We start from the raw sequence: 24,244 nt of genomic DNA, 5'->3' as shown, positions 1-24,244 counted from the left end.
TACCCCGTTCTCATTCAACTGAAAACCGCTATATGATGAATTGGGCCCGATGAGTTTCCTAGACCATAGCTACCGCGACATCGGTTGCTATACAGAGAGTTGGCATATCAATAATAAACTGCGTTCCCTCGTCGGGTGTAGAAAAACATTGCAATTGACCGCAGTGTTTTTCTAGCATAATTTTTTTGCTGATTGACAATCCCATCCCTGTACCTTTTCCGATTGGCTTAGTAGTAAAAAATGGAGTGAAAAGTTTAGAACGAACAGTCTCAGTCATGCCAGCGCCATTATCAGCAATTGTTACCCGAATTCCCGAATCAAGGCTAATGTTCTCCTGTGAGGTGCCCGGTAAAAATTCAGTCCGAATTAATATTTGAGGCTCAAAAACTGTACCTTTTTCTTTACTTACCCGCTCTTCCAAAGCATCTATAGCATTCGCTAAAAGGTTCATAAATACCTGATTAAGCTGACCTGCATAACAGGTCAAAAGCGGCAATACGTCATACTCTTTAATCACATTAATAGCAGGACGATCTGACCTAGCTTTTAGTCGGTGCTGTAAGATCATCAAACTGCTATCAATCCCTTCGTGGATATCTACTGATTTGATTTCTGTTTCATCTAACCGCGAAAAATTGCGTAGAGACTGCACAATAATGCGAATGCGTTCGATGCCTAACTGCATGGAAGAAAGCAATTTTGGCAAATCGTCTATGATAAATGACAACTCTCCATCTTCTATGGCATTGAGAATTTCTGCTTTTGGTTGTGGGTAATGCTGTTGGTAGAGATTCAATACATAGATGAGTTCTTTAATATAATCCTTGGCGTGCGAGATATTGCCGTAAATAAAGTTAACCGGATTGTTAATTTCATGAGCGACACCTGCGACTAATTGACCGAGACTCGACATTTTTTCACTTTGAACTAGCTGGACTTGTGTTTCTTGCAGTTCTTTGACAAAATGCTCTAAGGCCAGAGCTTTTTGGTGTTCTTTTTCTTCACTGAGCCGAAGTGCTTTCTCTACTTGTTCGCGCCGCTCTATTTCCGAGTGCAATTTATGACCGAGACAAAAACTTCTCAAAGCTGTTAGCACTGTAGTGTATAGCTTTGATGTCGTTAATTCAGTTTTAGTTTTATAGTCATTAATATCGTAATTGATAATAACGCTTTTTTCGGGTACTTGTCCGGGTTGACCTGTGCGTAAAATAATTCGCACTAACTGATTGCCTAACACTTCGCGGACATATTTAACAAACTCTAAGCCAGCATCATCCGTTTCCATGATTACATCAAGCAGGATGATAGCCACATCAGGATGTTCTTGAATTAACTCTTTAGCTTCCTTAGCGGAATAAGCACTAATAAATTTTAAAAATTTATTTTCATAAACAAAATTTATTAAGGCTATATTGGTAGCTGTGTGAACGTGAGATTCATCATCTACAATCAAAATTTTCCAGCTTTCTGTCGGAGAATCTTCTGATACTTCATCGGCAAAAAATAACTCTTCATCTGAGTTAACTTCATCCGCAAATAACACTTCTTCAGATGATATTTCATTTGAAAAGCCGTAAATACTCTTGTCCATTGCTGCTTACCTTTCTTTGTTACTGATGTTGGGATTTAGGAAACTACCGTTGTGAATTTATGTGAATTTATTTGGACGGGTAGCTTAATAATAAATTTGGTGCCGACTCCCACCTCACTTTTACATTCTATTTCACCCAGAAGTTTTTGGGTAACTAAATTGTAGACAATATGCAATCCCAACCCGCTACCACCCTGACCGCGTTTTGTAGTAAAGAATGGCTCGAAAATTTTACTTAAATTTTCTGGGGGAATGCCTTGACCGTCATCGGAATATTCAAATCTAAGCCGATCGCCCTCTTGTTGCCAATCAAAAGCGAGCTGACCAGATTCGCCCGGTTCGTAAGCATGAATCAGAGAGTTCATCAGTAAATTTGTGACAACTTGGGATAAAGCACCTGGATAAGAATCTAGGGCTATTTTGGTGTCTCCCTTAATTTCGATCGAATGTTTGCTATTTCTCAATTTTGGTTTTAATTGGATTAAAATTTCATCCAGATAATCTCTTACTATGAAAGTTCGTCGTTCTTCGCTAGAGCGATCGACTGCCACTTCTTTAAAGCTGTGAATCAATGCCGCAGCCTGATTTAGATTAGTTAGAAGGGTGTTGCTGCTTTGGGTGGCTATATCCAAAAATTTTTCTAGCTCGGAGCGCTTCATTTTGCCACTGTTATAAGTAGAAGCAAATTCTGTGGTATGTTCTGCCAAAGCTGACGCAACGGTGACACCTACGCCGATGGGAGTATTAATTTCGTGGGCGACGCCTGCAACTAATCCTCCCAGCGATGCCATTTTTTCAGATTCCACTAGCTTGCTTTGAGTAGCTTTTAAATTATCTAGGGCATTAGATAATTCGTGGGTGCGATCGCTGACTAATTGCTCTAAGTTTTGATTGAACTCTTGCAAGTTATTGTAGAGTTGGGCATTTTCGATGGAAATGGCTATTTGGGCTGATAACAATTTTAGCAGTTCTAGTCTATCTGTGGTAAAGGCTCCTTCGCTCAGGTTGTTTTCTAGGTAAAGGATGCCTGTGAGCTTGCCTTGGTGCAGTAGAGGGGTGCAGAGAATTGATTTGGGTTGGGTGGCTGCTATGTAAGGATCGCGGGTAAATTGTCCTTCTTGGGTGGCGTTATTTAATACGACGTTTTCCTGGGTGCGGATGACGTAGTTGGCGATCGCACTTGCTAGTTTGGGCGTTTCCCCAGAATCTGCTTTTGCATTCAGGGGAAGCGATCGCAGCACGCTGACTTCATCTTCCTTCACCGAACCTTCTGCCTCTATCGCCCAGTTTCCCGCTTTTTCTAAAATTAAAAATCCTTTTTGGGCACCCGCATTTTCGATCGCAATTTTCATCAACCTTTCTAGCAACTTACTCAAAACTATTTCTCCTGAAATTGCTTGGGAAGCTTTCATTACTGTGGCTAAATCTAGCGTTTCTCCCAAATTCGTGCTAATGGTAGTAGCCTTAATCGTTGTTTGGTTAACTTTAATTTGAGTGGTGGTTTTGGCTGATGTTCTAGCTAGGAATTGGGGGTATTTCTCTTCTAAATGCTTAACTTTAGCTATAGCACCCCAAACTTGGTAGCTATAGTGAGCGTTTTGCATATAAACTTGAGCGATGGTTTCTTTGCCCAATGACAAATAGAATTTGGCGGCGAGTTCGTGAGCGAGTGCTTCTTCGTTGATGTATTCGTTTTCTTTGGCAAGGGCAATAGCCTTGTCGTATAAATCCATTGCTTCTAAATCCTTACCAGAAATCCGCGCTATTTCTGCGGCTATCAGTAAATACTGATGTAGATAATTATCTGGGCAGCTATCTGCCCAAACTTTTGTTTTTTCTAGATTATTATGTAAAATTTCCCAGTAATTTTCTTTTTCATCAATAGTAGCCTTTGAATAGACAGCAGCCAAAATTAATGAATAATAGAAATAGTGTTGAGTGATATTAAAAAAACCGAAATTATTAATTATTTTTTCATTTTCTTGAGCCAGCTTGAGAGCTTCAGTATAGTTCTCATAAATGAATAAAACTTGAGCCTTGAAAGTTATATACCAAGTCTTAACATGATAAAACTTCGTATTTTCCCAGTGTTGCAAGCACAACGCTTCACTATATATTTCATCATCGAAGCTGTATTTATCTTTAGTCAATCCTTGTAAATTTAAAGTAGTTTGCTGTAAAGACATAAATCCATACAGCATACTTAAGTCATTTGTCTGCTTCATAACAGCTATATATTTACAAGATTCTTCATAAACCTCTTTTAGAGGCTGACCTATAATAAATCTCGTCCATATACTAAACATAATCGTCCAAACGATGTAAACTAAATCGCCACACTCTAGCCCACCTTTATAAGCTGTCCTAAAAATATCTAAGTTTGTTTTTAAATGATTATTATAAGGATTAATCCTCAAAGCAAAAAGATTAGGGACTTTACAACTAAGGCTCTTGTTGTTAAATTTATCATTGAGTTTTAAAGCTAGCTTACCAAATTCATAAGCTAGTTTATATTCATTTCGAGATGATAACAACATTCCATAAGTAACATAACCGAATGCTGATAAATCTGTGTTTCCATACCTTAAGGACATATTGACTATCTTTAATATAGATAAATCTAGCCAATTTTGATGTCCAACATAATAAGCTACCGCCCACAAATCAATTAATAATTTAATGCTGGCTCTTTTTGTCAAGTCTCTAAGCTCATGAGCATTGATTAAATCAGCAACTTTTCTTTGGGACAGATTTAATGATACCTGTTGTAATTCTATTTCTACTGCTTTTGGTAATTCTTCTTCTGTACGAGGCAAATCCATACCCAAACATTCTAAGCCAGCAAGCGTGAACTTGAGGGCTTCATCTTTCCGTGATAAAGTTGAACAAAACAATGTATAAAGAGAATAAATTTCTGCTTTGTCGATGGCCGATTGGCTATTACTTAAGGCTATCTTAAAAAGTTCTTCTGCTTCCTCAAGGTTGCCAGCTAAATACTCGCACTCACTTCGCTCCCTATAGAGAGTAAATGTTAATTCATAATAATTTTCCCAAGCCTGAATCCCTAGTATTTTTATTCCTAAAGCAAAATAGGTAGCTGCTGTTTTATAGGCCGTGGAAGCTTTGGCTTTTTTGCCTGCTATTAAATTCAAATTTGACAATTTAACTTTCTGCTCTAAATCATCAATCAATTCCACACCTATATTAAGATGATTGACCAAATCGAAAACTTTTTCTTCCACTTTTTTTTCTGTCGTATTTTTTAAAAGTAGTTGACCGATTTTGAGGTGAACTTCTTTTTTATGCTCTTCAGGGATAGTGGCATAAGCTGCTTGTTGCACTCGATCGTGCAAAAAATTAAAAGTAAGAATAATTAGGGCAGCATCTATTATTTCTTCTGGTGTAATTTCCAGATCAGAAATAGGTAATACTAAACCTTCCTGAATTGCTGGTAAAAGCTTTTGATAAGCGACTGCTGCTGATGTTTCATGGATAATAGAAAGGGTGTGCAAATCAAAAGTGTTGCCTACACAAGCAGCTAACTGTAAAACCTGCTGTGTGGAGGTAGGAAGTTTTCTTAACTTCCTAACCATTAACTCCACAACATTATCAGTAATGCCTATTGCCTCAATTAAAGCTATGTCCCATTGCCATTGGGGTTTACTGCCTTGAGACGGAGGAATAAATGTAAGTAAATCTTCCTGATAGAGAGTTTTGAGAAATTGATTGACAAAAAAGGGGTTACCAGAAGTTTTTCTGATTACTAATTGAGCTAATGGTTCTACTGCAATTGTGTTAGCGTGTAACGTATCACAAATTAAGTTGCAAATATGTTCAATAGCTAAGGGAACTAATGTGAGGTTGTTGATAACAGAGGCTTTGGACTGTAGTAAATCAAGACTTATCATCAAGGGATGTCCGGGAGCGACTTCGTTATCTCGATATGCCCCAATTAAGAACAAATAGCGCGTTTGTGCATCTGTCATCATTACTTCTAGCAACTTCAGCGTGGCAGAATCAGCCCATTGTAAATCGTCTAAAAAGATGACTAAAGGATGTTCAGATGAGCAAAACACGCCGATAAATTTTTGAAATACTGAATTAAAACGATTTTGTGACTCGGCTGGCGCTAATTCTGGCACGGCTGGCTGCTTACCAACAATGAATTCCACTTCTGGAACGACATCAATAATGACTTGTCCGTTTTTAGCCAAAACTGCTAAAAGTTTTTCTTTCCAATGAACTAATTGTACTTCACTTTCAGTTAGCATTTGCTTCACTAAGGATCGAAAAGCATTGATGATAGCTGCGTAAGGAATATTGCGTTGAAATTGGTCGAACTTACCCGCAATAAAATAACCCCTTGACTTAGTAATTGGTTTATAAACTTCTTGCACTAAGGCTGATTTGCCAATGCCAGAGTAACCCGACACTAACATAATTTCCGTTGTGCCATTGCTGACGCGCTCGAAGGCTGCTAATAAGGTTTCTATTTCTCGTTCTCTCCCATAAAGTTTTTGGGGAATTTGAAACTTATCTGTAATATCTTTTTGGCCGATCGCAAAATCTGTAATCGTTCCTTTCCCCTCTAGTTGTTTCAGGCATTCTTCTAAATCTACGATGATTCCCGAAGCACTTTGGTATCTTTTTTCAGCCGTTTTTTCTAACAGTTTCATTACAATATCAGAAACCGCTTTAGGAATTTCTGCATTAATTTCATGGGGCGGTACTGCTTGTTTAGCAATATGACAGTGTACTAATTCCATTGCATCGTTGTAATCCCATGGCAGTTGCCCCGTTAGCAGTTCGTAAAAAGTGACTCCTAATGAGTAAAAATCAGTGCGGTAGTCGATCGCTCGGTTCATCCTGCCTGTTTGTTCGGGCGATATATAGCTAAGAGTGCCTTCTAAAACATTAGGATTTTTTAGGGTAGGATTCTCACGCGATAAGACAGTAGAGATGCCAAAATCTATGATTTGGACTAGCCCTGTTGTCGAGTTAATAATAATATTGCTGGGGTTGATATCTTTATGAATAATTTTATGTTGATGAATGTCGCCTAAAGCTCGGGTTATTTTGATAGCTGTTAACAAAAACTCTTGTAAGGTAAGTTTTTGAAAAGCCAACCCCAGCTTTAATGATTTTCCACCACTATCCTCGAAAATAATAACTAAACTGTTTTGGTATCTTTCTAAGTTGTAGGTTTTAGGCACACTTTCTAGGTTAAGATTGCGTGTAATTTCGTATTCCTGCTTGTATCTAACTAACGAAGCTGGCATCGGATAATCTTGCTTGAGAAATTTGAGAATTATCGCTTGGTTGTCTTGCTTTCTCAGGCCTCGGTAAACTAAGGAATTGTTACTTTCATGGATTTGGTTGGTAATCTCGTAGCCGGCTAAGTTAATCATCCTGGCAGTCTCTGTTAAATATTAATACACAAGTTTTTGAGGAAGTGTCAATTTGTAAGTAGATGGATGCTCTGATACCTCATTGTACTCTGCACTTTAAGCCAAACTTAAGTGTTACTTAAAAAAATATGTTTTAACATTTCTTAAAAAAAATACAAATAAAGATTCATGTGAGGAGGGCGATTCCCTGCGGGATAGCTTCGCTTCACGCAGTTTCCTCCAAAAGCAGGCAGAACAAAGTGAAGGGATCTCGCCCTTGGTCTACATAGGAGATTTGTACGGCTTGGTATAGTTACTAGATCGATCGTCAGATATGGGTAGGCAGACTCAGATATAGGACTTACGCATTGACAAATTAAGTAAAATGTGTAAAAAGTGCAAAAATAAGGTAATCCCGACGGCGGATTAAGCTTGTGCTTTTACAAAAAGTTGCAAAAACCACGGATATTTGTTGAGATGCGACAAGTCCAATTAATGCTGCACTTAGCGAGCCGTTAATATTCAGTTTTTAGACCTACTTTTTGATTCAGATAATTGAGAATGAAATCACGGGCTACCTGAAGAGAAAAATTCCGTTGAATTTCGTACCAATTATCAATCTGTTCTTCTGCTCTGATTAACCTCAGATGTTGCACCATTGTCAAGAACGGGCTCTTCGGCCCGTTCCACAAAGAATGAGTTTTTTTGTGGAACAGGCCGGAAAGCCTGTTCCTAAACAAGTAATTGACAATTGTGCAAGATGTGAGTTAACGAGACTTAGACAAAAACTGCTGCTAAAATGGCTTCAAGCCCAAATCGAGAAAGACTTTTAGCTCGAATGGGCTTGAATTTAGTTATACCAAGGGTTTTAGGCATTTTTAGGTCATAGATCTCTTTCCCTGGCGAGCTAGGGGGTTTGCGCTCCTAAATGCCCTAGAAAATGTCTAATTCCCCTTAGCAAAGCTTATATCTCTAGTAGCGAGCGGGGACGATCGCACTCATATAAAAGCTCTCACGCTCGATCCTCCCCGCCCAATTTCCCAACTCTCCTCAATCGCAAAGCAAACTCGGAGAAGTCAGCACAAAGACATCCCTGGTTCCCACCCCTTCAGATTCCGGTTTAATCGGCGTAGTAAAGTGGAAAAACTCATGGTCGTTAACTAACAGCAATTCTCCCGGATGCAGAATTTTATTAAAAACAGGCTTCTCTTTTTTAGCCAAGTACAAATGCGTTTCCCCGCCTACAATATTAGTTCTGTCAACCGAGAAAATCCCGATAAAGTCAGTACCGTCTTGGTGAATGCCTTCCGGTGCGGGGTTGCCAAAATTGTGCGCCGAACAAGTCGTCCTGATTTGATGGATACCGATTTCAGCTTCCGGGTGAATTTTGCAGGAATCGAAAAAAGCAAAAATCATCTGTTTGAAATTATCGAGGGCGATTAGTCGATCGTCCAATTCCGCAAATTCCCGCCTGATATCACCCACTAGCGGATTGTATGTTTTGCTTTGATACAAATAGCCGTGAGGTAACTTAACTAACTCATTTCCGTTGACGGCAAACCGCGACAATCTTCTCGAACGATACTTACCTTTCACATACGGATCGACAGGCATATCGTCAAAGAATTCCTTGAAACCTTCGAGCTTAATCGAGTTTACTTTCTTAAAAGTAAACATGAAGGCATAATCCAAATGAATGGATTCTAATACCGTTTTCATAGATATTTCTCCCTGAAGCCTTGCTCCCCTCCCCAGTTTTGCCTTAAGGAGGTGTATGCTTCTACTCTAGCGCAGGTTTTTTGTATGTGTCGTAAAAGACACTACAAAAATTGCAAAGATATCGTAAAGCTTGCAAGATGAATCCGGGGGCTTGTTCTTCTTTTAATCCAAAATCCAAAATCTAAAATCTAAAATCGATTGACTGCTTTCACCAGCGACTGACAGGCCCGCAGGAAAACGGCAACATCGACCCCAAGTGCGACGTACTGAACGCCAGCATCAATCCACTGCTGGGCGATTTCGGGGTTTTCGGCAAAAGTACCGGCGGCTTTGCCTGCTTTGCGGATGGTTTGCACAGCCTCCTGCATCATGTCGATGACTCGGGGATCGCGGACTTGGCCGGGAATGCCGATCGACTGTGACAGATCGTAAGGCCCCAGAAAAATCACGTCCACCTCTGGCACAGTAACAATTTCCGCCAGGTTGTCGATGCCGCCTTTGCCTTCGACATGAATCACAACTAAGGATTCTTCGTTGAGTCGATCGGTGATATTTGTACCTGCAGCGGTGTAAAGTCCTGCCCGCGTAGCGAAGGAAAGGCCTCGCGTACCCAGAGGACTGTATTTAGCGCTTTTGACAGCGGTTTCAGCATCGATTTTGCTTTCAATTTGAGGTACTTGAACGCCTGCACTGCCGATATCAAGAGCTCGTTGAATTTGCGGCCCGTCGTTTTTGCGGACACGAACAATCGGTGCAATTCCGGTACAGTCGGCGGCGCGACACAAATCTTCAGCAGCAAGCGGGTTCAGGGGGCCGTGTTCCATATCGATAACGGCGAAATCAAAGCCAGCGTGACCGCATATTTCCATGAATGCGGGATAAGCGCAGTTTATAAATAAACCGAGGACTGTTTCGCCTTGTTTAATTTTTTGTTTGAGTTGGTTTTGACGCATGGGTAATCCCGGAAAGTTAAGTTTTTTTTTACCGCAGATGAAGCCAGATTGTTTTTAATAATACAGCTCAAATATAGTGGTGATAAATTACTTTATGTTAAGATAATTGATAAAAATTTTATAGCTGCTTTTGCTTCTATTTTAAAAGGAATCAAGCACAAAAGCCAGCCGAAAATAAACATTCCTAAAATTGGTAAAAATATTGGTCCCACGGAGGGTTCGACTAACCAAGCAAATAAAGAAAACATTCCTATACTGCCAGTTGTCCACAGCCAAAGAATCAAAAATCCTAGGACTATTTTATGTAAAGTCATCCTAATTTTGATGGAACAACCGAACTGTTGAGTGTATATATTTCCTTCTATAATTGGGAACAATAAATTTCGACCGATGATGATGCGATTAATTTTGAAACTTTTGCCAGAAATTGTTCCTTCATAAGGTTTTGGAGGTGGCGGGCCAAAGGGTATAATTATTCTAACAACTTTGGGATGAGTGACAACTTCGTCCAACCTGCGCCCCACTTCCGAAAAAGTTAAACTGGTGGTAATTGTTAAACTCTCAAAAGGAATAAATAACCTAAAAAATTTGACGATCTTGAGCATAAGGTTCATCCGGCTGTTCAATAGTTGTTGCTGGTATTAATGCCTCTTCTCTAAAAAAGTTTTCCCTGACAACACCGCGAAATACCAGTATACTGCAAAATAAACATTTAGATGAGATGAGTGTTTTTCGCTTATGTCAAAATTAATTCCCCAATCTCCGATGAAACTTCGACATTATCTATTTTTGCTCAAAGGTCGATCGATCTTTAGCCTCACCCTCGGTATAATTTCGGCGATAGGGAGCATTTCGCCAGTCTTTGCCGAACCTCCGCGTAATCCAGACAATGCAGAAACTTGCGACATTCTAGTAGCAGGCGGCGGGCTCGCAGGCGCTGCTACCGCTTACGAAGGTTTGCGGGCGGGGCGCACAGTTTGCCTTACTGAAATTACTGACTGGGTAGGCGGTCAAATTTCCTCCCAGGGAACTTCCGCACTCGATGAAAGAGAGACTCAGCGATCGCTCTTATTTTACCCCCGTGGCTACCTAGAATTGCGGCAGCGGATTAAGGAACATTACGGCCGGCTAAATCCCGGAGGTTGTTGGGTTAGCTCTTCGTGTTTCATGCCCTACGACGGTCACAAAATTCTATTTAACATCTTGCAGGATGCCGCTAGAAAAGGCAAAGGTACGCTGAAGTGGTTTCCCAATACGGTTATTAAAGAACTAGCAATTACTCCTGCTGTGGCGGGGAATACGGTTGGGGGTCAACAAATTAAAAGTGCGATCGCCATTCAACACAAACCGGCCGCCAATACCCCGCCCATCAACACCGAAACTCTTTCTCAGACTATCGAAGATGCCTATCGCTATGAAAATTCTGCACGATTTAACAAAACTATTATTCGGTTTATTCCCAAACCACCTAACCAGTCAAATTCCAAACCTAGACCTGCTGATTGGTACGTGGTAGATGCCACTGAAACAGGCGAATTGATCGGACTTGCGGATGTTCCTTACCGCCTCGGAATTGACCCGCGTTCCCCTGTGGAACCTTCCTCCCCCAGCCCAACCGGCGACGCTTACTGCACTCAAGGTTTTACCTACACCTTTGCGATGCAGGCAACGAAGGAACCGCAGCAGCATCAAGTGCCGTCTTTTTATCAACAATACGCTCCTTACTACAGCTACGAATTGCAGAGATTAGCGAGCTTTCCCTTAGTTTTCACCTACCGCCAAATCAGGAGCATGAGACCGGATGAAAAGCGACCTTCAGACCCGAAGCAATTCCCGATTTATCCCGGGGATATTTCGATGCAAAATTGGACTTGGGGCAATGACTATCGTCCCGGCAATTCTCAAGATAATTTAATTTACACTCGCGATCAGTTGGAAGCAGACGGTCAACTGCAACCGGGGGGATGGATGGGCGGTTTGCGAACGGAAACTTTGCGAAAAGGAGAGGAAAATGCCAAAGGATATTTCTACTGGCTGGTAACAGGAACTACTGACTCGCAGCTAGGAGAGGGAGTGAAAAAGCCTAATCCAAACAATCGTTTTTTGAGCGGGTTGGATTCGCCGATGGGGACGGTACACGGACTTTCTAAATATCCTTATATGCGGGAGGGCCGGCGTATTATTGGGCGGCCGAGTTTCAATCAGCCTCAAGGTTTTACGGTGTGGGAAGTTGATATGTCTCGCACTGACTTTACGGCAGATTTTTATCGCCAGAATTTGTCGGAGGAAGAGTATCGCAATTTGTGGTTGGCTGTGGGTGGTTTGAATGCGCCGGCTTTGGCTGTGGGAAGTCAATCTGTTGAGGATACAAAATCGCGATCGCGCGCTACGATTTATCCTGATTCTGTGGGTATTGGTCATTATGCGATCGACTTTCACCCCTGCATGACCAACAGTCCGCCGGAAGCACCAGGAAATATCGAACGGGAAGGTACTCGCAAAGCTCAAGGGCAAGCTTATCCCTTTCAAATTCCGCTGCGGGCAATGATTCCCCAGAAAATTGACAATATGTTAGTTGCAGGTAAAAGTATTGCTGTTAGCCACACAGCGGCCGCTGCTTATCGAGTGCATTCTTTTGAATGGTCTGCCGGTGCGGCGGCGGGAGTTACGGCTGCTTTTTCCCTAGAAAAGGGGATTATACCTTATGAATTAGTGGACGAATTGCCGTCCCGCGAGCCAAATTTGGAAGTGTTGCAGTTGCGGTTGCAACAAAATGCCAATCCGATCGCCTTTCCGGGTACTTCTATTTTCAATAGTTCGTGGCAAAATTGGAAATAATCGCAGTTGATAATCTGTAGGGCGGACATCCTGCCCGCCCTACCATAAAATTCACTCTTTGTGGAATAGGGTAAAACAGGCTTTCGGACCTGTTGCTGACACCCGGCAATTAACTCGTTACCAAGAAGAGCCTGCTAATCAGTGTAAAATAACAAATAATAAAATAGCTGATCAACAGCAATTTGTCATCCATCTTTCGATAGAAGCAATCAGACACTGCTTTAGTTGGATAATATCAATAATCTCAAAAATATTCCCCCCTTCCCCTTCAAACTCGTCAAAGGTAACGGTCATGTCAACTGCACAGATAACAAGCCCCAATTCCAATAATGGTTATGCCAAACAGTTACTTAGAACCTTGGTAGCTGTTAAAAAAGGGGACTTTTCAGTTCGGATGCCCATAGACCAGACCGGTCTAGCGGGGAAAATTGCTGACGAACTTAACGAAATTATCGAACTCAATGAGAGAATGGCGGCCGAACTCGAGCGAATTGGCACAGTTGTGGGTAAAGAAGGCAAAATTGCCCAGCGGGCCACCATCGGCAGCGCCGAGGGGTCATGGGCAGCTAGCGTAAACTCTGTCAATACCCTAATTACAGATTTAGTGCAACCAACCTCTGAAACCGCCAGAGTAATCCGGGCCGTAGCAAAAGGAGATTTATCGCAAACCATCGCCTTAGAAATAGAAGACAGACCCCTCAAAGGAGAATTCCTCCAAACAGCGCAAATTGTTAACACAATGGTAGACCAGTTGAGCTCCTTTGCGTCGGAAGTAACGCGGGTGGCTAGGGAGGTAGGAACGGAAGGGAAATTAGGCGTGCAAGCTGAAGTTAAAGGAGTTGCTGGAACCTGGAAAGATTTAACGGATTCAGTTAACTCGATGGCCGGGAATTTAACAGCACAAGTGCGGAACATTGCTGACGTAACAACGGCTGTGGCTAATGGCGATTTATCCAAAAAAATTACAGTAGATGTTAAAGGGGAAATTCTCGAACTGAAAAACACGATTAACATCATGGTGGATCAGTTGAGTTCCTTCGCATCAGAAGTAACGCGGGTGGCGAGAGAAGTAGGAACCGAAGGGAAATTAGGCGTACAAGCTGAAGTGCGGGGAGTGGCCGGAACCTGGAAAGATTTGACGGATTCAGTTAACTCAATGGCCGGCAATCTTACCGCACAAGTACGGAACATTGCCGACGTGACGACTGCTGTGGCAAATGGTGACTTATCTAAAAAAATTACAGTAGATGTTAAAGGTGAAATTCTGGAGTTAAAAAACACTATTAACATCATGGTGGATCAGTTAAATTCCTTTGCCTCTGAAGTAACGCGGGTGGCGAGAGAAGTAGGTTCCGAAGGCAAACTCGGCGGTCAAGCAGAAGTGAAAGGAGTTGCGGGAACGTGGAAGGATTTAACTGATAGCGTTAACTTCATGGCAGGCAGTTTGACAGCACAAGTGCGGAACATCGCTGAAGTGACAACCGCTGTGGCAAAGGGCGATTTATCTAAGAAAATTACAGTAGATGTTAAAGGCGAAATTCTTGAACTCAAAAACACCGTCAACACGATGGTTGACCAGTTAAATTCCTTCGCATCGGAAGTAACCAGGGTTGCTAGGGAAGTGGGGAACGAAGGGAAATTAGGTGTACAAGCTGAAGTGCAGGAAGTAGCAGGAACCTGGAAAGATTTAACGGATTCAGTTAACTCAATGGCCGGTAATTTAACAGCACAAGTCCGCAACATTGCTGAGGTGACGACGGCTGTTGCTAACGGTGACTTATCTAAAAAAATTACGGTACAGGTTAAAGGCGAAATTTTAGAACTAAAAAATACCATTAACGTGATGGTGGATCAGCTTAATTCCTTTGCATCTGAAGTAACCAGGGTTGCTAGGGAAGTGGGTTCGGAAGGTAAACTAGGCGGTCAAGCGGATGTCCGAGGCGTAGCAGGAACGTGGAAGGATTTAACGGATTCAGTTAACTTTATGGCGGGTAGTTTAACCGAACAAGTACGGAATATTGCTGCTGTTACGACTGCTGTGGCCAATGGCGATTTATCTAAGAAAATTACCGTAGATGTTAAAGGCGAAATTCTGGAGTTAAAAAACACTGTCAACACGATGGTGGATCAGTTAAATTCCTTCGCTTCGGAAGTAACCAGGGTTGCTAGGGAAGTCGGAAATGAAGGGAAATTAGGCGTGCAAGCTGAAGTTAAAGGGGTGGCCGGAACCTGGAAAGATTTAACGGATTCAGTTAACTCGATGGCGGGTAATCTTACCGCCCAAGTGCGGAACATTGCGGAAGTGACAACGGCTGTGGCAAATGGCGACTTGTCGAAGAAAATTACTGTGGATGTGAAAGGAGAAATTCTCGAACTGAAAAACACGATTAACATCATGGTGGATCAGTTGAGTTCCTTCGCATCTGAAGTAACGCGGGTGGCGAGGGAAGTAGGAACGGAAGGTAAATTAGGTGTGCAAGCTTACGTGCGGGGTGTAGGGGGAACTTGGAAAGATTTAACGGATAATGTTAACTTGATGGCCGGGAATTTGACGGCGCAGGTGCGGAATATTGCGGAAGTGACGAAAGCGGTAGCAAATGGCGACTTGTCGAAGAAAATTACTGTAGATGTCAAAGGCGAAATTCTCGAACTGAAAGATACTATTAACGTGATGGTGGATCAGCTTAATTCCTTCGCTTCTGAGGTAACGCGGGTGGCGCGGGAGGTGGGAACTGAGGGGAAATTAGGCGGTCAAGCTGAGGTGAAAGGAGTTGCGGGAACTTGGAAAGATTTAACCGACAATGTAAACTCGATGGCGGGAAATTTGACAGCGCAAGTGCGGGGTATTGCTAAAGTTGTGACGGCGGTGGCGAATGGCGATTTGAAGCGGAAGTTAATGCTGGAAGCTAAGGGAGAAATTGCGACTCTGGCAGATACGATTAACGAGATGATCGACACGCTCGCGACGTTTGCCGATCAAGTTAGTACGGTGGCGCGAGAGGTGGGGATTGAAGGGAAGTTAGGCGGTCAGGCGAAGGTTCCGGGGGCGGCGGGAACGTGGCGAGATTTGACGGATAACGTGAATGAATTGGCGGCGAATTTGACTACTCAGGTGCGCGCGATCGCGGAAGTGGCAATTGGTGTTACTAAAGGCGATTTAACGAGGTCAATTTCCGTCGCCGCTGAAGGAGAAGTTGCGATCGTCAAGGACAACATCAACCAGATGATTGCCAATCTCCGGGAGACAACGCAGAAGAATACCGAGCAAGATTGGCTCAAGACCAACCTCGCTAAGTTCACTAGAATGCTGCAAGGTCAGCGGGATTTAGAAACAGTTTCTAAATTAATCCTCTCGGAATTAACACCGCTGGTTTCTGCTCAGCATGGCGTGTTCTTTATGATGGAAACTGTAGAACACGACCCCTTCCTCAAACTCTTAAGTACCTACGCCTACCGGGAACGTAAAAGCTTAGGAAATAAATTCCATTTAGGCGAAGGTTTGGTCGGACAGTGCGCCCTGGAGAAGGAAAGAATACTGCTGACCGAAGTGCCGGACAACTACGTTAAAATTAGCTCGGGTCTGGGAGAATCTACGCCGCTGAATGTCGTGGTTTTACCTGTACTGTTTGAAGGGCAGGTGACGGCGGTAATTGAGCTAGCTTCGTTCCGCCGCTTCAGCGAAATTCACTTAACATTCCTCGACCAACTCACGGAAAGTATTGCCATTGTTTTAAATACAATTGCGGCGAGTATGCGGACGGAAGAGTTGCTGAAACAGTCGCAATCTTTGGCTGAAGAGTTGCAAGCTCAGCAAAAGGAGCTAACGGAAACTAACAAGCGGCTAGAACAGCAAGCGCAGTTGCAGCAGACGAATGAGGAACTGCTGAAGAAGCAGCAGGAAGAGTTGCAACAAACGAATGAAGAACTAGAAGAACAAGCTGAATTACTAGCGCTGCAAAATAAGGAAGTTGAGCGGAAAAACCGAGATATCGAACAGGCGAGGGGGTTGTTGGAAGAAAGAGCCGAACAGTTGGCTCTCACTTCTAAGTATAAGTCGGAGTTTCTGGCAAATATGTCTCACGAGTTGCGAACTCCGCTGAATTCGCTGTTGATTCTGGCTCGATTGCTTTCTGACAATACTGAAGGCAATCTGACTCTGAAGCAAGTTGAATACACGCGCACAATTTACTCGGCGGGAACTGATTTGTTAGGGCTGATTAATGACATCTTGGATCTGGCTAAGATTGAATCAGGCACGATGTCGGTGGAAATTGAGCAAGTGTTGTTTCCGGACTTGCGAGATCATTTGGATCGAACTTTCCGCCAAATCGCCCTGGATAAGAAGTTGAGTTTTCAAATCGAGCTTGAGGCTGGGTTGCCAAAAGGTCTCTATACTGATGCTAAACGGCTGCAACAAGTTTTGAAGAATCTCCTCTCTAATGCGTTTAAGTTTACAGAGCGAGGTGAGGTGAAATTGCTTGTCGAAGTAGCGCGGGAAGGGTGGAGTTTAGAGATAGAAAGTTTAAGGAGTTCCCCTAATGTTTTGGCTTTCTCAGTTAGCGATACGGGAATTGGGATTTCTGCTGAAAAACACAGGGTTATTTTTGAGGCTTTCCAACAGGCTGATGGTAGCACTAGCCGCAAATACGGGGGCACGGGTTTGGGTTTGTCAATTAGTAGAGAAATCGCTAATTTATTAGGGGGAGAAATTAAATTGACAAGTCGCCCTGGTGAGGGTAGTAGGTTCACGCTTTATCTGCCGCAAACTTACCAAGAATCGCGAATAATGAATGATCAGGAATCGGGAACGGGTAAGCAAATGGCTCAATTGTCGCCTGCTATTTCTTCTACAGTTCCTTCGCCGAATTTCAACTTGCCGATCGCCCCTTATCCATCACCGATTATCGCTGACGATCGCGAAAATGTCGAGTTGGAGGATCGCGTGCTGTTGATTATTGAAGATGACGTGAACTTCGCTCGAATTCTGTTGGATATGGCGCAGGAACACGGTTTTAAAGGTTTGGTGGCTTTGCGGAGCGATATCGGTTTGGCGATGGCGCGAGAGTTCAAGCCAACGGCGATTATGCTGGATCTAAATTTGCCTGTGATGGATGGCTGGACAGTGCTCGATCGCTTGAAGCACGATCCAAGTACGCGCCACATTCCGGTTCACATTGTATCAGTTGAAGAAGGGCGGCAGCGCAGTTTGCAGTTAGGGGCGATCGCGTACCTACAAAAGCCTGTCAGTCGCGAAGCTTTGAGCCATGCTTTAACTGATATTAAGGGGTTTGTGGAGCGGCCGGTGAAGAATTTGCTAGTCGTGGAAGACGACGAAACACAGCGTATGGGCATTGTGGATTTAATCGGCAATCACGATGTTTCTACAACGGCTGTGGGGAGTGGTGCAGAGGCGCTAGCAACTTTGAGATCGGGGCATTTTGACTGCGTTGTACTCGATTTGGGACTACCAGATATGACTGGTTTTGAACTGATCGAGCAGATCAAGCAAGACGCTAGTTTTAGAAGTCTGCCGCTTATTATTTATACGGGCAAAGAGTTGACAAGAACCGAAGAAACTCAACTCAAGCGCATGGCGGAAACAATCATTATTAAAGATGTGCGATCGCCGGAACGTTTGTTAGATGAAACAGCTTTGTTCTTGCACCGAGTCCAAGCAAATTTGCCGGAACCGAAGCGTCAAATGCTAGAGCAATTGTATCAAACAGATTCGACCCTCGCGGGCAAAAAAGTCTTGATTGTTGACGACGATATGCGGAATATTTTCGCCCTCACAAGTATGTTGGAGCGCCATAAAATGCAAATTGTGTATGCTGAGAATGGCAGAGAGGGCATTGCTAAATTGCAAAATACGCCTGACATAAATATTGTGTTGATGGACGTGATGATGCCAGAGATGGACGGTTACGAAACAATGCAAGCAATTCGTAAAATGCCTCAATTTGCTTCCTTGCCAATGATTGCTCTTACTGCGAAAGCTATGAAGGGCGATCGGGAAAAATGTATCGAAGCTGGGGCGTCTGACTACATTACCAAACCTGTTGATACGGAACAGTTGCTCTCGCTGCTGCGTGTCTGGCTTTATAGATAATGAAGTGAGTTGACTGTTGGCAGTTGTCATTAGTGAGCAGTCAACAGTCAACAGTCAACAGCCAACAGTCAACAGTCAACAGTCAACAGTCAACAATGCCCAATAACCAATTAGTAATTAAAAATGCCCGAAAGCCATGAACTTGAAACAATCGAAATTCAACTCCTACTAGAGGGAATGTTTCGCTATTACGGATTTGATTTTCGCAATTATGCTCTTGCCTCTCTCAAGCGGCGTATTTGGAACACTATTCGCTCGGAACGGCTCACCACTGTCTCTGCACTTCAGGAAAAGGTACTTCACAATCCTGGTTACCTAGACCGTTTACTGCTGGACATTTCTGTCAATGTAACGGCGATGTTTCGCGATCCCAGCTTTTACATTAGTTTCAGAAATAAAGTGGTGCCGCTGCTGCGTACTTATCCTTTTATTCGGATTTGGCACGCTGGATGTTCAACGGGAGAAGAAGTCTATTCTATGGCAATCTTGCTGCAAGAAGAAGGACTGTATGACCGTTGTCGGATTTACGCTACGGACATGAATGAATTAGTCTTGAAAAGAGCAAAAACAGGGATATTCCCGCTGAAACAAATGCAAGAATATACGCAACTCTACCACCAAGCGGGGGGCAAGAAAGCGTTTTCTGAGTATTACACTGCTGCCTATGAAAATGCGATTTTTCGCTCTTCACTTAAAGAAAATATTGTCTTTGCTCACCACAACCTAGCAACGGATAATTCTTTTAATGAATTTAATGTTATTTTATGCCGTAATGTGATGATTTATTTCAATTCACACCTCCAAGAGCGGGTACACAAGCTTTTTTATGAGAGCCTGGGAATGTTTGGGGTTTTAGGACTAGGACATCAGGAGTCTCTGACTTTTACACCTTATGAAAAATACTATGAACCAATTGAAAGTAGTGATAAAATCTACCGAAGAGTTAAATAAAAAAAATTTTGAAATAGTGGTTGTGGGCACGTCTTTGGGAGGGCTAGAGGCTCTGACTGTGCTGCTGGCAGATTTGCCACAAAGCTTTCCTTTACCTGTAGTTATTGTCCAACACCGCCATAAGAGTTCTCAGAATAGGCTTACTTATTTTTTACAAAAGCAAAGCTCTCTCCAAATCACGGAGGCCGAAGACAAAGAGGAGATCGCACCTGGACGGGTTTACTTGGCTCCTGCTGACTATCACTTGCTAATAGAATCGCCCTCAGAGGAGGAGTTTAGCCTGTATGAAAACGACTTTACAGAATGGGGGAGCGTGGCAGTGGAGTCAATCCCTAATTCCAAATCCCCAATCCCCAATCGCGGCACTCCTAAATTTGCACTATCAACTGAGGCTCCAGTGTCCTACGCGCGGCCCTCAATCGATGTGCTGTTTGAGTCTGCTGCGGATGCCTTTGGGGAGAAAGTTATCGGCATAATTTTAACGGGAGCTAATTCGGATGGCAGTAAAGGGCTGGCAAAAATTAAAGCTGAGGGAGGATTGACATTTGTGGAGGAACCGGCTTCAGCTCTATGCCCGACCATGCCAGCGTCGGCGATCGCAAATGTTGAAGTAGACTGGATTTTACCCCTCTCTAAAATCGCTCCCTGTTTAGTCAATTTGCTAAGAATTAAAGATTAAAAGAACTATGAATCTGCAGTCCCCCCATCGAGTAAATGTCCTTTTAGTTGACGATCGCCCCGAAAACTTGGTAGCTCTCGAAGCTATTCTCAACAGCCCCTCTTATAATCTAGTACAAGCTAGTTCGGGCGCGGAGGCTCTGAGATGTCTGCTTAATGAAGATTTTGCGGTAATTTTGCTTGATGTGCAGATGCCGGGAATGGATGGATTTGAGACAGCAACATTGATTCGCTCAAGAGATCGATCGCGCTCGACTCCGATTATTTTTATCACAGCATTCAGCAGTAATGACACCCACGTGTTTAAAGGTTATTCTCTGGGTGCGGTGGATTACTTGTTCAAACCCTTGGAACCGGAAATATTGACATCGAAGGTGGGGGTATTTGTGGAATTGTTCCAAAAAACAGTCGAGGTGAAACAGCAAGCAACACAGTTGGCTGCTGTTAATAGTGAACTAAGTAAAAGTGAAGAGCGGTTTCGCACTTTGTGTGCTTGTTCGCCGCTAGGAATTTACTTGGCTGACGTTGAAGGCCGCTGTACTTACATCAATCCCCGTTGTGAAGCAATTTGCGGATTAACATTGGAGGAAAGCTTGGCCGAGGTTTGGCAGCGGGAAGTTCATCCAGAAGATCGCGATCGCGTAGTCACAGATTGGTTAGCTTGGATGAAAAAAAGTCAGGAATATTCTAACGAGTTTCGATTAGCGGGTAGCGAAACTGTGCGTTGGGTTCACGTGCAGTCGTCGCCAATGTTTTCGGATTTGGGAAAACTGATGGGTCACGTGGGCACGGTTAGAGATGTCACAGACCGCAAGCAAGCAGAGGAAGAACGCAGCCGACTAATCCGCGAACAAGTGGCGCGACAAGAAGCGGAGAGAGCTAACCAGATGAAGGATGAATTTCTAGCTATTCTCTCTCACGAACTCCGTACTCCTTTAAATGCAATTCTCGGCTGGTCTAGGCTGCTTCGTACCAAAACATTTGACCAAGACACTATAGAGAAAGCCCTAGAAACAATTGAGCGCAATGCTAAATCTCAATCTCAACTCATCGAAGATATTTTAGATGTTTCGCGGATTCTGCGGGGGAAACTAAATTTAAATAAGCATCCGATTCGGTTGGAATCTGCGATCAAGCTGGCAATAGATTCTTTGCAGCCGCTGACTGAGGAAAAATCAATAGTCATAGAATTAACGTGCAGTCCAAATGTAGGTGAAGTTATCGGCGATTTCGATCGCTTGCAGCAAATTGTGTGGAATTTGCTGTCAAATGCGATTAAGTTTAGTCCGCAAGAGGGTAAAGTAGAGGTGCGGTTAGAGTCAGTTGGCGATGAGGCTCAAATTGAGATAATTGATAGCGGCATTGGTATCGCTCCTGATTTTTTGCCTTATGTTTTCGATCGCTTCCGCCAAGCTGATAGCAGCACAACTAGGTCTTACGGGGGTTTGGGACTGGGATTGGCGATCGTCCGTCACTTGGTGGAACTGCACGGCGGTAGGGTGCAGGCAGAGAATAATCCGGGCGAGGGTGCGAAATTTACGGTGGCTTTACCTGTGGCACAGAGAAACGCCCTCGCTGCTGACAATGATTGGTCGCCGCTCAATGACGCGACAGAGGTTCTCCCCACTCTGGCTAATTTGCAATTGCTGGTGGTGGATGATGACGATGACACGCGGGAGTTTTTGATTGCTTTACTCGAGGACGAAGGAGCTCTGGTGCGATCGGCGACATCCGTGGCCGAGGCTCTAGCTGGACTGGAGAGTTATTGGCCGGATCTGCTGCTGAGCGACATTGGAATGCCGCAAGCAGACGGCTACGAGTTGATCGCGCGGGTGAGAGAAATGGAATTGCTCAGGGGTGGAAAGATGCCTGCGATCGCTCTGACGGCCTACGCCAGAGAGGAAGAGCGCCAGCAAGCGCTGGAAGCGGGTTTCCAGATGCACTTATCTAAACCAGTTGACATAAATAAGTTAATTGCCGCAATTGCTAACCTCACAGGAATGCTCGGAAATCCCGCTCCAACGGGCTCGGCGGTTAAAACCGCTTTGTTGACCCCCCAATCTCGTGCCGATTAGTGAGAAAAATATTAAGCTAGCTTAAAGGACAAGCGATCGACAGTTCGGAACAAGACACCCGTTTTTCCACAAAAAACTGGATATTTGCCGTTTTTTTTGCTTCAACCTGCCGTCAAAGTACAAAATTACCCGCCAATCAATACATGAATATTTTTAGCAGTCTGCTTTCTAGCCCAACTCAAGCACCCCAAGTCAAAAAACAGCGTCGAGGCATTGAAATTAAGTCGGAACGCGAAATCGAAATTATGCGGCAAGCAGCAAAAATCGTTGCAACGGTACTCAAAGAAATTTCCCAAATGGTGAAACCGGGAATGACTACTGCTGATTTGGATGCTTATGCCGAAAAACGCATCCGCCAAATGGGGGCAACTCCGAGTTTTAAAGGCTATCACGGTTTCCCCGGATCGATTTGCTCTAGCATTAATAACGAAGTTGTTCACGGCATTCCCAGCGCCAAAAAAGTAATTCGGGCAGGAGATGTTCTTAAGGTAGATACGGGGGCATATTACCAAGGTTTTCACGGCGATTCTTGCATCACGATCGCAGTTGTGGAAGTGACTCCTGAATCTGCCAAATTAATCCGAGTCGCAGAAGAAGCTCTCTACAAAGGCATCGAACAAGTGAAGGCTGGAGCCTATTTGCTAGATCTGGCTGGTGCGATCGAAGATCATGTCAAAAGCAACGGTTTTAACATCGTTGAGGAGTTTACCGGCCACGGTGTCGGGCGAAATTTGCACGAGGAACCGTCGGTTTTCAATTTTCGCACGCGGGAAATGCCGAACGTGAAATTGCGAGCGGGGATGACATTGGCGATCGAACCGATTCTGAATGCCGGTTCTAAGTACACTCGGACGCTTTCTGACAAGTGGACTGCTGTAACGGTTGACAATGCTATGTCGGCTCAGTTTGAGCATACTGTGTTGGTGACGGAAACTGGTTATGAAATTTTGACCGATCGTTCAAAAGTTTAAGTGGAAAAGTTCAAGAATAATTTTGAGTTTTGAGTTTTGAGTTTTGAATTAAAGATTTAATCAGTTTTTAATCGTTAGATCAAAACCCAACTCAAAACTCTTGAGTTGAACAACAAGTTTTTAACTTCCTTCGATGGATGGAGTGACAAGAAGAGTTAAATTCGGCTAAATTAAAAATTAGTGGTAAAGCGTAAGGGTAACAACTATGTCAGCACGATTATTATTGGTAGATGATGAACCGGGCTTGCGGGAAGCAGTACAAGCTTATTTGGAAGATAGCGATTTTGCTGTTGAGGTTGCCAGTAATGCTCGGGATGGGTGGGAACTCTTACAGCAGACTAATCCGGATTTGGTGATTTCAGACATTATGATGCCGCAGGTGGACGGTTATCAATTTCTCAAGCAAGTACGGGAAGATCCTCGCTATAAGGCTTTGCCGGTGGTGTTTTTGACGGCTAAGGGGATGACGAGCGATCGTATTCAAGGCTATCAAGCAGGTTGCGATGCTTATCTTTCTAAGCCCTTCGATCCCGACGAATTAGTAGCAATAGTAACCAATTTGCTGGCTCGCCGCGCGGCTGCGAAGGATACGAGCGAAAATGCTGAAAGTCCCGATATTGCTGCTTTGACAAGCCAAATGGCGAGAATTGAGTCTTTGCTGAGTGGGCGGAGTTCGATCGCCCAGAGTCCTTCGCCGATTAAAATTGATTTGACTCCGCGAGAACAAAGTGTTTTGGATTTGGTTGCTCAAGGTTTGATGAATAAGGAAATTGCCCGCCGCTTGGAAACTAGCGTGCGTAATGTGGAAAAGTACGTCAGCCGTTTGTTTAGCAAGACGGGTACTAACAGCCGTACTGAGTTGGTGCGCTTCGCTCTCGAACACGGCTTGACGAAATAGGAGCCCTCTCGACTTGGCTGGAGGCTCTGCCTCGCCGAGCTGCGTTACCAGGCTCTTCCTGGTAACGAGAATTA

At 43.6% G+C, this 24,244-nt stretch carries 12 protein-coding genes; 7 read left to right on the top strand and 5 right to left on the bottom strand.

Annotated features, from left to right (window positions below; genetic code table 11):
• Positions 1–58: 58 nt before the first annotated feature.
• The 5 genes from QT994_RS18265 to QT994_RS18245 all read right to left on the bottom strand — a co-directional run bounded on the left by QT994_RS18265 (position 59) and on the right by QT994_RS18245 (position 10,255).
• On the bottom strand, positions 59–1,591 hold the full coding sequence (locus QT994_RS18265; RefSeq protein ID WP_333176786.1) for an ATP-binding protein: 1,533 nt from the start codon (positions 1,589–1,591) through the stop codon (positions 59–61).
• A 35-nt stretch (positions 1,592–1,626) separates the two neighbouring features.
• Positions 1,627–6,999, bottom strand: a complete 5,373-nt coding sequence (locus tag QT994_RS18260) for an ATP-binding sensor histidine kinase (protein WP_333176785.1) — start codon at positions 6,997–6,999, stop codon at positions 1,627–1,629.
• Positions 7,000–8,028: 1,029 nt separating this feature from the next.
• The gene (locus QT994_RS18255; RefSeq protein ID WP_333044665.1) at positions 8,029–8,697 is read right to left on the bottom strand and encodes a 2OG-Fe dioxygenase family protein; all 669 of its coding nucleotides are present in this window, start codon (positions 8,695–8,697) and stop codon (positions 8,029–8,031) included.
• Between the two features lie 188 nt (positions 8,698–8,885).
• The gene (locus tag QT994_RS18250; protein ID WP_333176783.1) at positions 8,886–9,650 is read right to left on the bottom strand and encodes an aldolase/citrate lyase family protein; all 765 of its coding nucleotides are present in this window, start codon (positions 9,648–9,650) and stop codon (positions 8,886–8,888) included.
• Positions 9,651–9,742: 92 nt separating this feature from the next.
• A complete protein-coding gene (locus QT994_RS18245; RefSeq protein WP_333176780.1) occupies positions 9,743–10,255 on the bottom strand; it encodes a hypothetical protein in 513 nt (170 codons plus the stop codon).
• Between the two features lie 133 nt (positions 10,256–10,388).
• Between QT994_RS18245 and QT994_RS18240 the strand changes: the two genes are divergently transcribed.
• The 7 genes from QT994_RS18240 (at position 10,389) to QT994_RS18210 (ending at position 24,170) form a co-directional block, all read left to right on the top strand.
• Positions 10,389–12,488, top strand: a complete 2,100-nt coding sequence (locus QT994_RS18240) for an FAD-dependent oxidoreductase (RefSeq protein WP_445243921.1) — start codon at positions 10,389–10,391, stop codon at positions 12,486–12,488.
• Between the two features lie 394 nt (positions 12,489–12,882).
• Positions 12,883–18,597 (top strand): HAMP domain-containing protein, encoded by a 5,715-nt coding sequence (locus QT994_RS18235; protein WP_333176777.1) that lies wholly within the window; start codon positions 12,883–12,885, stop codon positions 18,595–18,597.
• Between the two features lie 123 nt (positions 18,598–18,720).
• Entirely contained in the window at positions 18,721–19,548 is an 828-nt protein-coding gene (locus tag QT994_RS18230) for a protein-glutamate O-methyltransferase CheR (protein ID WP_333176774.1), read from the top strand.
• Positions 19,502–20,227 carry a chemotaxis protein CheB gene (locus QT994_RS18225; RefSeq protein WP_333176772.1) on the top strand — a complete coding sequence of 242 codons (726 nt, stop codon included), beginning with the start codon at positions 19,502–19,504 and terminating at the stop codon, positions 20,225–20,227. Before QT994_RS18230 ends, QT994_RS18225 begins: the two co-directional genes overlap by 47 nt.
• A gap of 7 nt (positions 20,228–20,234) precedes the next feature.
• Positions 20,235–22,301 (top strand): response regulator, encoded by a 2,067-nt coding sequence (locus QT994_RS18220; RefSeq protein WP_333176770.1) that lies wholly within the window; start codon positions 20,235–20,237, stop codon positions 22,299–22,301.
• Positions 22,302–22,444: 143 nt separating this feature from the next.
• Complete coding sequence (map, locus tag QT994_RS18215; RefSeq protein ID WP_333044678.1) at positions 22,445–23,272, top strand: type I methionyl aminopeptidase; 828 nt, start codon at positions 22,445–22,447, stop codon at positions 23,270–23,272.
• Positions 23,273–23,477: 205 nt separating this feature from the next.
• The gene (locus QT994_RS18210) at positions 23,478–24,170 is read left to right on the top strand and encodes a response regulator transcription factor (protein WP_333044679.1); all 693 of its coding nucleotides are present in this window, start codon (positions 23,478–23,480) and stop codon (positions 24,168–24,170) included.
• Positions 24,171–24,244: the final 74 nt, after the last annotated feature.

The sequence above is a fragment of the Microcoleus sp. S13_B4 genome, from assembly GCF_036700885.1.
Classification (GTDB): Bacteria; Cyanobacteriota; Cyanobacteriia; order Cyanobacteriales; family Microcoleaceae; genus Microcoleus.
This window is presented reverse-complemented; position numbering and strand designations above follow the sequence as displayed.